Annotated in this window: 13 protein-coding genes; 8 read left to right on the top strand and 5 right to left on the bottom strand. The window is 36.9% G+C overall.

Annotated features, from left to right (window positions below; genetic code table 11):
- Positions 1 to 36 precede the first annotated feature (36 nt).
- The 3 genes from ACYQ73_RS26215 to ACYQ73_RS26225 all read left to right on the top strand — a co-directional run bounded on the left by ACYQ73_RS26215 (position 37) and on the right by ACYQ73_RS26225 (position 2,225).
- Positions 37 to 1,044, top strand: a complete 1,008-nt coding sequence (locus ACYQ73_RS26215) for an LLM class flavin-dependent oxidoreductase (RefSeq protein WP_460015143.1) — start codon at positions 37 to 39, stop codon at positions 1,042 to 1,044.
- Between the two features lie 354 nt (positions 1,045 to 1,398).
- On the top strand, positions 1,399 to 1,827 hold the full coding sequence (locus tag ACYQ73_RS26220; protein WP_460015144.1) for an Rpn family recombination-promoting nuclease/putative transposase: 429 nt from the start codon (positions 1,399 to 1,401) through the stop codon (positions 1,825 to 1,827).
- Positions 1,791 to 2,225 (top strand): Rpn family recombination-promoting nuclease/putative transposase, encoded by a 435-nt coding sequence (locus ACYQ73_RS26225; RefSeq protein WP_460015145.1) that lies wholly within the window; start codon positions 1,791 to 1,793, stop codon positions 2,223 to 2,225. Before ACYQ73_RS26220 ends, ACYQ73_RS26225 begins: the two co-directional genes overlap by 37 nt.
- 253 nt (positions 2,226 to 2,478) lie before the next feature.
- Here the strand turns inward: ACYQ73_RS26225 and yfkAB are convergent, their stop codons facing one another.
- Positions 2,479 to 3,591, bottom strand: coding sequence for a radical SAM/CxCxxxxC motif protein YfkAB (gene yfkAB / locus ACYQ73_RS26230; protein ID WP_460015146.1), 1,113 nt, complete (start codon positions 3,589 to 3,591; stop codon positions 2,479 to 2,481).
- A 267-nt stretch (positions 3,592 to 3,858) separates the two neighbouring features.
- On the opposite strand from yfkAB, the gene ACYQ73_RS26235 reads away from it, so the two are divergent.
- The 3 genes from ACYQ73_RS26235 (at position 3,859) to ACYQ73_RS26245 (ending at position 6,524) form a co-directional block, all read left to right on the top strand.
- On the top strand, positions 3,859 to 4,563 hold the full coding sequence (locus ACYQ73_RS26235; RefSeq protein ID WP_460015147.1) for a YjjG family noncanonical pyrimidine nucleotidase: 705 nt from the start codon (positions 3,859 to 3,861) through the stop codon (positions 4,561 to 4,563).
- A 147-nt stretch (positions 4,564 to 4,710) separates the two neighbouring features.
- Positions 4,711 to 5,628 carry an S-layer homology domain-containing protein gene (locus tag ACYQ73_RS26240; RefSeq protein ID WP_460015148.1) on the top strand — a complete coding sequence of 306 codons (918 nt, stop codon included), beginning with the start codon at positions 4,711 to 4,713 and terminating at the stop codon, positions 5,626 to 5,628.
- Positions 5,629 to 5,891: 263 nt separating this feature from the next.
- Entirely contained in the window at positions 5,892 to 6,524 is a 633-nt protein-coding gene (locus ACYQ73_RS26245; protein ID WP_460015149.1) for a 50S ribosomal protein L25/general stress protein Ctc, read from the top strand.
- 47 nt (positions 6,525 to 6,571) lie between these two features.
- On the opposite strand, the gene ACYQ73_RS26250 is transcribed toward ACYQ73_RS26245, so the two are convergent.
- The 3 genes from ACYQ73_RS26250 to ACYQ73_RS26260 form a co-directional block, all read right to left on the bottom strand.
- On the bottom strand, positions 6,572 to 7,180 hold the full coding sequence (locus ACYQ73_RS26250) for a DUF2812 domain-containing protein (RefSeq protein ID WP_460015150.1): 609 nt from the start codon (positions 7,178 to 7,180) through the stop codon (positions 6,572 to 6,574).
- Positions 7,167 to 7,454 carry a PadR family transcriptional regulator gene (locus ACYQ73_RS26255; RefSeq protein ID WP_460015156.1) on the bottom strand — a complete coding sequence of 96 codons (288 nt, stop codon included), beginning with the start codon at positions 7,452 to 7,454 and terminating at the stop codon, positions 7,167 to 7,169. Before ACYQ73_RS26255 ends, ACYQ73_RS26250 begins: the two co-directional genes overlap by 14 nt.
- A gap of 145 nt (positions 7,455 to 7,599) precedes the next feature.
- The gene (locus ACYQ73_RS26260; RefSeq protein ID WP_460015151.1) at positions 7,600 to 8,226 is read right to left on the bottom strand and encodes a YczE/YyaS/YitT family protein; all 627 of its coding nucleotides are present in this window, start codon (positions 8,224 to 8,226) and stop codon (positions 7,600 to 7,602) included.
- A gap of 158 nt (positions 8,227 to 8,384) precedes the next feature.
- On the opposite strand from ACYQ73_RS26260, the gene ACYQ73_RS26265 reads away from it, so the two are divergent.
- Positions 8,385 to 8,807 carry a pyridoxamine 5'-phosphate oxidase family protein gene (locus ACYQ73_RS26265; protein WP_460015152.1) on the top strand — a complete coding sequence of 141 codons (423 nt, stop codon included), beginning with the start codon at positions 8,385 to 8,387 and terminating at the stop codon, positions 8,805 to 8,807.
- 115 nt (positions 8,808 to 8,922) lie between these two features.
- Complete coding sequence (gene ade, locus ACYQ73_RS26270) at positions 8,923 to 10,674, top strand: adenine deaminase (protein WP_460015153.1); 1,752 nt, start codon at positions 8,923 to 8,925, stop codon at positions 10,672 to 10,674.
- Between the two features lie 373 nt (positions 10,675 to 11,047).
- On the opposite strand, the gene ACYQ73_RS26275 is transcribed toward ade, so the two are convergent.
- Positions 11,048 to 11,138 (bottom strand): IS3 family transposase (locus tag ACYQ73_RS26275; RefSeq protein WP_460014390.1); only part of this gene is annotated, 91 nt, incomplete at its 5' end.

Below are 11,138 nucleotides of genomic sequence, written 5' to 3' on the forward strand. Positions count from 1 at the left end.
GTAGAGGGGAGTGTTTAGACAGAGAGGGTGTTTTCAATGAGATTAAGTATTTTAGATCAAATGCCTATTCCAAAAGATCATACTGCAGAGGAAGCCTTCCAGCGTACAGAACAAATAGCGCTTTTAGGTGAAGAGCTTGGCTATCATCGTATGTGGTTAACAGAGCACCATAATAGCCATTCATTGGCAAGTTCAGCTCCCGAAGTTACAGCAGCTTTCTTAGCAGCGAAAACAAAACGTCTTCGTATCGGTACTGGAGGCGTTATGATGATGCACTATTCTCCATATAAGCTGGCAGAGGTTTTTAAAACATTAAGTGGCTTGGCACCGAATCGTATTGATTTTGGCGTCGGTAGAGCCCCTGGTGGCGACCATGCCTCTATCTATGCATTAGCAGAGGGACGGAGACAAAGTTTTACCGAGCAATACGATAAGCTCGAAATAATATTAAAACTGATGAATAATCAAAAAACAGGCGAGCATGTCTATGATCAAGTGATAGCGGCCCCAGTTAATATCCGATTACCTGAGGCTTGGCTACTAGGATCTAGTGGCCAAAGTGCTATGCAGGCAGGACGATTAGGTGTAGGTTATTCATATGCGCAGTTTTTCACTGGCAATATGTCAAAGGATATATTTGATACGTATAGAGATTACTTTATACCTTCCTATTACATGGAGAAACCACAAATTATCGTTACCTATGCAGCGACAGTTGCAAATACGCTAGAGGAAGCGGAATATTTAGCAAAGCCGATTGATATTACACGACTCCATCTCATGAAGGGACAAATCATCCAAGCGATGTCACCTGAGGAAGCAAAAGATTATCCACTTACAGAGTTGGATAAAATGACAATCGCCAATAATCGAAAAGCCAATCTTGTCGGAACGCCTAAGGAAATCGCTGAATTTTTAGTAGCAGAGCAAGAGCTTTATGGATTTGACGAAGTGATGCTAAACTGCAATCAATACGCACTAGAAAGTCGCATGAATACTTATAAGCTAATTGCAAAGGAATTAATAAAAAGCCCACAGCTTTAGCCGCGGGAGTACTTACGCAAAACCTTTTAATCAACAAGAGTAGCTTCGAGTTTGCTAGCGAAAAAACTCTATGAATCTTGTAAAAGGCAGTACTGCAAATAATCAAGAAAAATCGAGTTGAATTCATGTGATGATAGAAATATAAGAAGGTTTGTGGAAAATAACAAGCAAGAAGCGATGTTTAGTTCGGAAACATCGCTTTTTTGATATAAACTTATTTACTTTCGAAGACTTTGTGTAGGTCTTTAATGAAATTCATGATTTTATGAATAACAAAATACGTTTTAATGTTATAAAGAGTTTTAGTAGTATACCCATGATATAATGATAGTAATAAAAAAGAGGTGACGCCTGATGAATCGAAAAGCAATACGAAAAATTCCGTTAGATAAGTTTTTTGATTTGAAGGTTGATTTTGCCTTCAAGCAATTGTTCGGTAGTGAAAAGAATAAAAAAATTACTATTGTCTTTTTGAATGCGATTTTAAAACTTACCGGAAGAGATACTATTAAAGAAGTAACGTTTATTCAGCAAGAATTGGGCGGTGAATATCAGGACGATAAACAATCTCGGCTCGATATTCTTGTAAAAACACAAAATGGTGACCTTATCAATGTGGAAATTCAATTATCCAATCAGCAAGATATGACAAAGAGAACGCTATTTTATTGGGCAAAAATGTATGAATCACAATTAGTTAGAGGTATGGGATACAGTGAGTTACGGCCAACCATTACGATCAATATATGCAATTTTACAATGTTCCTCTTGATGACATACTAATTCGCTGGCTGTTATTACTTGGTATGGTCGATGGTCGCAAAAAGAAAGTATATGCAGAGATTTATCGTGAATTGGAGGAGTTAGCGATGAAAGATGAAAACTTACGTGCAGTATTTGATACATGGGAAGAAATTAGCCAATCCCCTGAAACAATTCTTGCTTACCAGTCACGCTTAAAGTATATCCTAGATGAAGAAGCCCGCTACATTGATGGAATCAATAAGGGAAGGGAACAAGGATTAGAACAAGGATTAGAACAAGGTCGTAAACAAGAGCGAATAGAGTTAGTGAAAAAATTACTTAAACGTCATGAACCAATTGAAGAAATAATGGATTTAGTAGGCTTATCAAGAGAGGAAATTGAAAGAATAAAAAGTCTGAATTTACCTCATGAATAAGTATTAAAAACATTAAAAGAGAATTAACAAGTTTAAATGTCTCTTATCGATCGAATGGAGAAAGTATCAGCCATAGAAAATGATCTCACATACTAAAGTAGTAAAGGTATAGATAATTTTTTTATCTATCACTTTTTTACAAGAAGCAACCTGATGTTCGGACATTTAGTAGTGTTTGATTGTTAAAGCAAAAGTAACATAAATCCTATAAAAAATGTCCAATGCAAATGTATGCATCGGACATTTTTTCTTTTTACACTCTAGCAGAGCCACTAACAAACTTCGTATCTTTATAATACATATTTTGAACAAGAACGTTAGGACCTAAGCATTTTACTGCTGGACAGTGACAGTTTAATGATTTCGCTAAATCTGTTGCCATCCATTTATCGAATATCGCTGGTAACTCGTCGTTCACAATATTGCCTAGCGCAGGTGTATCGCCAAAGTCTGTTACGATGACATCACCTGTAAAGATATTGACATTTAAGCGAGAGCGACCATCTGGATCACTACGCATCGTTACGTTTTTTTCTACTCTTAGTCGTTTTAGGAGCTTTTGATCTTCTCCATTCATGCTGCATGGATAGAAGGGTAACGTACCAAATAGCATCCAAGTGTTTTCATCACGAATATCAAGTAGATGATGAATCGCCTCACGAGTTTCTTCAAGTGATAAAGACGTAAGGGCACTAGCAAAATCAGAAGGGTACATCGGATGTACCTCGTGGCGTGCACATTTCATTTCGTTGATAATCTGGTTATGGATATGCTCTAAGTACGGTAAAGTTTTTTTGTTTAACATTGTTTCCGCCGATACCATTACACCATGTTCTGCTAGCATTTTTGAGTTATCAATCATGCGTTGGAACAAAGCTGCACGCTGTTCATAAGTCGGTTTTCGCTCCATCATGGCAAAGCCTGTTTCGACGAATTCATCGATAGTACCCCAGTTATGTGAAATATGTAGTACATCTAAATACGGTGCAATCAGTAAATAACGTTCGGGCTCCAATGTTAGGTTGGAATTGATTTGTGTTCGCACACCACGTTCATGCGCATATTTCAATAAAGGCAATACATAGTTTTGAACGGATTTCTTAGACATCATCGGTTCTCCACCGGTGATTGAGATAGTTTTAAGGTGTGGAATTTCATCGAGACGCTTTATGATTAGCTCAATAGGTAAAGCATCTGGATCTTTAGTTTGTAATGTATAGCCAACTGCGCAGTGTGCACAGCGCATATTACAAAGAGTCGTTGTTGTGAATTCAATATTAGATAGGGTCATTTGCCCATGTTGTTCAACATCTAAATACGCTTCCCATGGATCAAAGGCAGGCGTAATTTTTTGTAGAGTCGTCATAATTCGTACATCTTCCTTTCTAGCATTCTATTGTCTCATATTCGCTGTTATTTTCAAATATGAAATTAACGAAAGGGCTATTTTTTGGCAAGATGATCATTTTCGTTACTCAATAAAGGAAATATTTTTAATAACTTACCTTCATATAAAATTTCCTAAAATTCTGTAAAATAGAGTGGTAGATAGATTTACTGTCATTTTTCTCAAAAAACGATATGATAGAAGGAGTGAAATGGAAATACAGCACCAAAGAAAGTAGGAAATGACATGACTAAGTATGAAACATTATTGTTTGACGTGGATGACACATTATTAGATTTTGACTTAGCTGAAAATGCAGCACTTGACCGTTTATTTATGCAGGAAAATATTGCAGTAACTCCAACGATGATTGCTCGTTATAAAGAGATTAATGAATCTATGTGGCGTGCTTTTGAACGTGGTGAGGTGTCTAAAGAAGAACTACATAACACTCGATTTTCAATTGCTTTAAAGGAATTCGGCTTAGAAGTAGATGGAGAATTTTTTGAGGCGATTTTTCAAAAATATTTGAAAGAGGCACATCATTATGTAGACGGTGCCTACGAAGTAATTGAACAGCTTGCAGATAACTATGAGTTATATGTCGTTTCAAATGGTAAAACAATTACCCAAAATAAACGACTAGAGGATGCAAATTTAGCACAATTTTTCAAAGGCATTTTTATCTCGGAGCAAACGGGCTATCAAAAACCAATGCCAGCTTTTTTCGATTATGTTTTTGAACGTATCGATCATATAAATAAAGATAAAACCTTGATTATTGGTGATTCCTTAACATCTGATGTTAAAGGTGGACTACAAGCTGGAATCGATACATGCTGGTTTAATATACGTGATATAGAAAATACAAGCGATATTCAACCACAATATGAAATTAAAAAGCTTCATGATTTACACTTGTTGTTAGATAACAAAGTGGCGATTTTTTAGGTGAATATTTGTGCTACGCTTCAACTGTTCGTAAGCGTGAACAATTGAAGTGTAGTTTTTTTTGGTAGAATAATTCTCTAAAAATACTATATTTTAGATAGCTAAATCCAGTATGATTATGTTATATGGAAAGAAGGGAGAAATAAGATGAAAGGAAAACTTTCAAAGGGTGTATTGGCTGGATTGATAGGCATATCATTGGCCATTCCAATGCAGGCATATGCCTACCAAGAGCCAACTAGTTATGTACATATGAAAACGCCAAATATGACGGTGTACTCTGCATATGGTGCTACAATTAATGCATCAGAAAAAGGAGATATTTTTAGTATTAAAGCAAGTATTGTTAATAACCGTCAGCCATTAGAAGTGGAAATTTTTAAAAATGGGCAGGATGGGGTCTTAAAACAAGTTGTTAATAAAGGCGTATTGGAGCCGGTTGCGTATCGAGATTTAAATGACCGAGTAATTGCCACTATTCATAATAATGCAGAATTAAAATTTGATAATTCACAGCCTAATTATTTTCGTGATATAGGGAGATCATCGTATAGTTCGTATATTACTACTTTATCGAAGAGGGGGATCGTTCAAGGCAAAACAGCAGATAATTTTGGTGTTAATGATTCGTTAACACGTGCTCAAGTTAGTGCATTATTAACTCGTGCATTCAGCTTCCAACAAGTACAAACAAAACAATTCAAAGACATCGATGCCAAAAAATCTTGGTATGCTGGTTATGTTGGTGCCTTGCATTCGTTAGGAATCATAAACGGTAAAACGCCAACTATATTTGATCCAAATGGAAAGATCACACGCCAGCAGGCAATTTTAATGCTTGGTCGAACATTAGAAGCTGTTGATTTTGTCCAAGAAGAAGAGTATGTGATTTTACCATACGAGGATAGCTACTATCTTCAGGGGGAAGCATTGCGTCACACTGAGACTTTGTATGCAATCGGTGCCCTAGATACCAATACAAATCTATTACCAAATCAATTTATTACCCGTGGAGAGTTTGCAAAAATGTTAGCAGAGACTTTAAACGCAACTGGAAGATTGTAATTATATAATCAATTTCGCCTTGGCGTAATCGTTGCTGACGCTCCGCTTTCGCACAGAAAACACTTGTTGAATGAAGATAAATTTTGCCGAGCATAACAACGTCTCGGCTTTTTTTGCTGGGATATATATTCAATGAAACGGATAGAAGAATTAGAGCAACGGAGCGAACGTCAGAGAAAGCTATACATTGTGCTCATGTATAAAAATCTATAGAACGGGCAAAACCTTTTATGAGACTAGTTTCCATGAAAGGGGAAAATACGATGAATACTGTTTTAACTGTAAAAAAGCGCGATAAAGGGCGTCAATCATCATTAACTCAACTTAGACAAAACGGTGCTATTCCGGGCGTTGTATATGGCTATCAAATGGAATCAACAGCGGTATCACTGGATGCCAGACAATTTGCAAAAATGTTAGCTCAATTCGGCAATAAAAATGTTTTTCAATTAGATGTAGACGGTAAACAGATCAATGCAGTGTTAACAGAAGTACAACGCTGTGCGTTAAAGGGTAATGTTAAGCATGTAGATTTCAAGTCCATTAATATGGCAGAGGAACTAGAGGTTGATATTCCTGTAACGGTTACTGGTAATGCTATTGGAGTTGCGGATGGTGGATTCCTATTACAGCCTAATCGTGAAGTTCGCATAAAAGTAAGTCCAACAGAAATCCCTGAAACAATAGTGGTTGATGTGACTGATGTAGCCATCGGGACATCACTTTATGTAGGAGATATTCGTCAACAGTTTACCTTTGAAATTTTACAAGAAGATGACTATACATTAGTGACAATTACTCCACCTGCCGCTGAAAATGTGCAAGAAGATACAGTGGATGGAACCCCAGAAGTAATCGAGGCTACAGGGAAAAATCCATCTGATTCAGAAAAATAGAAACAAAAAAGGAGCCAACTTACACTCGGTAAGTGGCTCCTTGCAGTTTATTCTATAAGCTTCTGTATGGATTGGCGATAACGGAAATACGTGACTAGGTACATGCTGCCAGTTGCTAAAAATAGCCATGGTGGGACAATACGCATGATGGCAAATGGTGTTTCAAATAAAAAAGAAAATAGAAAAGCAAAACCCTTTGCATCCCATAAACCTGGCGTAAAATAAGCAACTTTTATATTGAAAAAGTAATAATAATTGTCATTGGAATAAAAAATCATTAACCATATAAAAGAGAGAACTGCCCAATTGCTGGAATGCTTCATTAATCGTTTATATTTAGAAATTGTCGAATCATTATCAGAAAATAATTCATCGTTGCCATCTTTTCTTTTTAACCAATAATAGGTACCATCATATGATTTTTCCTTTAATGCTTGCCATCCGAAATCCTCATATAACTGTTTATAGTTAGTTCGTTTTTCACTCCGAAGATCTTGCTGATAGTCAATACGGATAATTTGTTCAAGATCAGCTGTCTTTTTAAATGTATAAAATCCGCCAGAACTCACATTTGTACAAACCCAACCGTTAGACAACATATTATTTAACCATTGCTCTTCCTTTTCGATATCAAAAAAGATTTTAAACTTTTTCATGTCCATCAACCCCCTCATATAAAGATAAAATTCGCTGCAATCTTTGTTGTTCGACAGCTAGTATTTCTAGTCCCTCATCTGTTGTTTGGTAAACCTTGCGCCTCGTATCCTGTGTCTCTACAGGCGAAATCCAATGATATTTCAACAGATTTTCAATTGCTCCATACATAGTGCCAGCAGCAATCTTTACACTACTAGCGCTCATTTCCTCGATTTTTTGCATCATTGCATAGCCATGTAACGGTTCACGTAAGGCGAGTAGAATATAATGCATGGTTTCAGATAAAGGTAGTAATTTATGTTTTTTCACAAGTTCACCTCATATACAGTTCAACTATATAGTTTGATTATATATAGTTCAACTGTATATTTCAACTGAATAAAAAAAGACAATGCATTATTTGCATTGTCTTGTAAGCTTAAATCACAGCGCTTTTCACGCCAGTCCATTTCGTAAATAATTTCTCGTTGAATGTTAGTGCGAATTGTATAATTGGCCCAAGACCAAAAGCCATTAGAGCTGTTCCAACCCCAATTGGCCCGCCAAGTAGAAAACCGAATATAGCAACTGACACTTCCAAAGTTGTTCGTGCACGTGTAACACTCCAACCTAGCTTATTAACCAATAGAAGCATCAATGTATCTCGAGGGCCAATGCCTAAATTTGCCACCATATACATACCGCAGCCCCAGCCAAGTAATATTAAGCCAGATACATAAGCGAATAGCTGCATCCAAAAACCATCTATATCTGGTATCCAAAAGTTAAATATATCAATAAAAATACCGGCTAAAAACATATCTATAAATGTGCCTGGTAGTGGAAATCTCTTCGTGATAACCATATCAAATGCTAAAATGGCTAGTCCGACGAGAATTGACCAAGTACCAATGGTTAATCCTAATGTTTTAGCTAGCCCAATATGTAACACATCCCACGAACCAACACCAAAAACCTGACCCTTAATTGTTAACGTTATACCTAAGGATAAAACTAAAATACCTGTTAAAAAGAACAGACACCGTGTGAAAAAAGCTTGCTTCATCATTATAACCTCATTCTAAAAATTCGTGTTGTCTAACAAAATATTATAGCAATAAATTTATAAAAAAGCCGAAGATTGTCATTTCACACTTTTCAAAAAATAAGGTTAGGCTCGCTAAAAAAGGACAAAATAAAAGGAAATCAGAAAGGAGAGATGACATGACCTCTATACGAGATGAAATATTAGAAGTTTTAAATCGGGAAAAAATAGGAACAATGGCAACAGTTGCGAATGGCAAACCTTTCTCACGCTATATGACTTTCCAACATGAAGATTTTATTTTGTACACAGTAACGAATAAACATTCTGAAAAAATGGAGGAGCTTCGTAAAAATCCATATACACATATATTGTATGGATACGAAAATAAAGGCTTTGGTGATACGTATGTTGAAATTGAAGGAAAGCTAACAGAAATTCTAGAGGATGGAATAAAAAATAAGTTAGCCGAATTTTTTACAAGTATTTTCGTTGGTAATCATGATGAAATGATTACACTAAAAATCGAACCAATTCGTATGCGTTTGATGAATAAAAAAGGAGAGCCACCTAAAGAACTTGAATTTACAAACGACCATTAAGATGTGGTCGTTTTTTGATTATTTATTGGAAATGGAGAAAATATTCTTAAATCTTACTTGAATTTAGGCGAGTGTTCATGCATGATAATTCAAAAAGAAAAAAGGGGTGCAAAGAATGACAAATAAACTACAACAGCTTGCACAAAATATTTTAACATCGCAAGGGGAAATTGAGGCGGATTTTATTTTACGTAATGCACAAATTGCAGATGTTTTTACATTGACGTGGAAAAAAGCAGATATCGTCGTTAACAATGGGCAAATTGTGGCGCTTGATACAATGAATAGTTTTAAAGCTAAAAACGAAGAGGATGCCGCAGGAAAATATGTTGTACCTGGTTTGATTGATGGACATATACATATTGAATCGTCGATGTTAACACCAGCAGAATTTAGCCGTATACTGATTCCGCATGGCATTACAACAGTCATTACAGATCCTCATGAAATAGCAAACGTTGCAGGTGCGGAGGGCATTCAGTTTATGCTAGACGACGCCAAAAAAGCAGATATGGATATCTTCGTTATGCTGCCATCTAGTGTTCCGGGCACTCATTTTGAAAATGCTGGAGCAACGCTGACAGCTGATGATTTAGAGCCTTTTTTAAAGCACGAAGATGTACGAGGGTTAGCGGAAGTCATGGATTTTCCAGCTGTTTTAAATGGCGAGGCAGGCATGCTTGAAAAGATTATTCTTTCACAACAGGCTAATTTAGTTATAGATGGACATTGTGCGGGCTTAAATAGTCATCAAATTACGGGCTATCGTGCTGCTGGTATCCATACGGATCATGAATGTGTAACGGCACAGGAGGCTACCGATCGTGTAGAGCAAGGGATGTATGTTCTTATTCGTGAAGGCTCAGCAGCAAAAAATTTACGTGATCTATTACCAGCTGTCAATGCAAAAAATGCTCGCCGTTTTGGATTTTGTACCGATGATAAATACGTTGACGAGCTAATGGATGAAGGTAGCATTAACTTCGATGTGGCAATGGCCGTTGAGGAAGGTATGGAGCCGTTACAAGCTATTCAGCTTGCAACTGTTAATACAGCTGAGTGCTATCGTTTATATGATCGAGGCGTTTTAGCACCTGGCTATAAGGCGGATTTTGTATTAATCGAAAACATCGACAATATGCGTGCTAAGGCAGTTTGGAAAAATGGTATGAAGGTTGCTGAAAACGGTGTGATGTTAACGAATCGCACTGAACCAATTGTACCAGCACATATTCATCGCTCTGTACATTTACCGCATGTAACGAAGGATATGCTTAGCATCCTATTCCATAAAGGGACAAAGGCGAATGTAATGGAAATTATACCAAATCAGCTAATTACGAACCATTTAGTAATAGATGTACCTGTGAAAGATGGCGTATTTGTACCTTCAGTTGAACAGGATTTACTAAAGCTAGCAGTGATTGAGCGCCATCACAATTTGCATACGACAGGTCTTGGTATTGTGAAGGGCTTTGGTTTACGAAAAGGGGCAGTGGCCACTACTGTAGCTCATGATTCGCATAATGCATTAGTCGTAGGTACGAATGATGAAGATATGCTACTTGCACTGTCACGCATTCAAGAAATTCAAGGTGGTTTTGTCATCGTAGCTGATGGTGAGATATTAGCAGAAATGCCATTAACAATTGGAGGCTTAATGACGGATGCACCTGCAGATGAGGCTAAGAAGCAATTAGCAAGTCTGCATAACGCCCTACAAGAGCTCAATCCAACACTAAACTTCCATTTTTTATTGACGTTTTCATTTGTCGCGTTACCTGTTATCCCTGCCTTAAAACTAACAGATACAGGGCTATTTGATGTTACGACATTCCAACATATTCCGGTAGAAGCGGAAGTTTAACATTAGATTATGTGTTTTGTATATTAAATGGGGGATGGTTTCTGTTCCAGGTTATTCGCTTTCGCACAAAAAGACATCTTGCTGAAGTTGGTTTTGTTTTTATCACTATTAATAAGACTAACATATAAGAAGAACTAGCTAAGTGAAATGGTCGATTGGAGTGGAGACTGAGCGACTTTTTGCAGCTCATCGGACGTCCCCAGGAAAGCGCTCAGTCTGAACGGAAATCAATCCTATGTTGTGCCGAAGGGGCATACTTTTATTTATTACGACACATTAATTTTCACCAAGATTCCCTCGACCATATAAAAAACGACCTAAAAGCATAGCGGCTTTCTGAAGTGACCCCTAAAAGTTAGACACAGTTATTTCATTAGGCAGCTTGGGTAAAACGAGTTCGGTATTGCACCGGACTCGTTTTTAATTTTGCCTTAATCCGTTTCGTATTATAGTAATTGATATAT

The organism is Lysinibacillus sp. CTST325 (assembly GCF_054665055.1).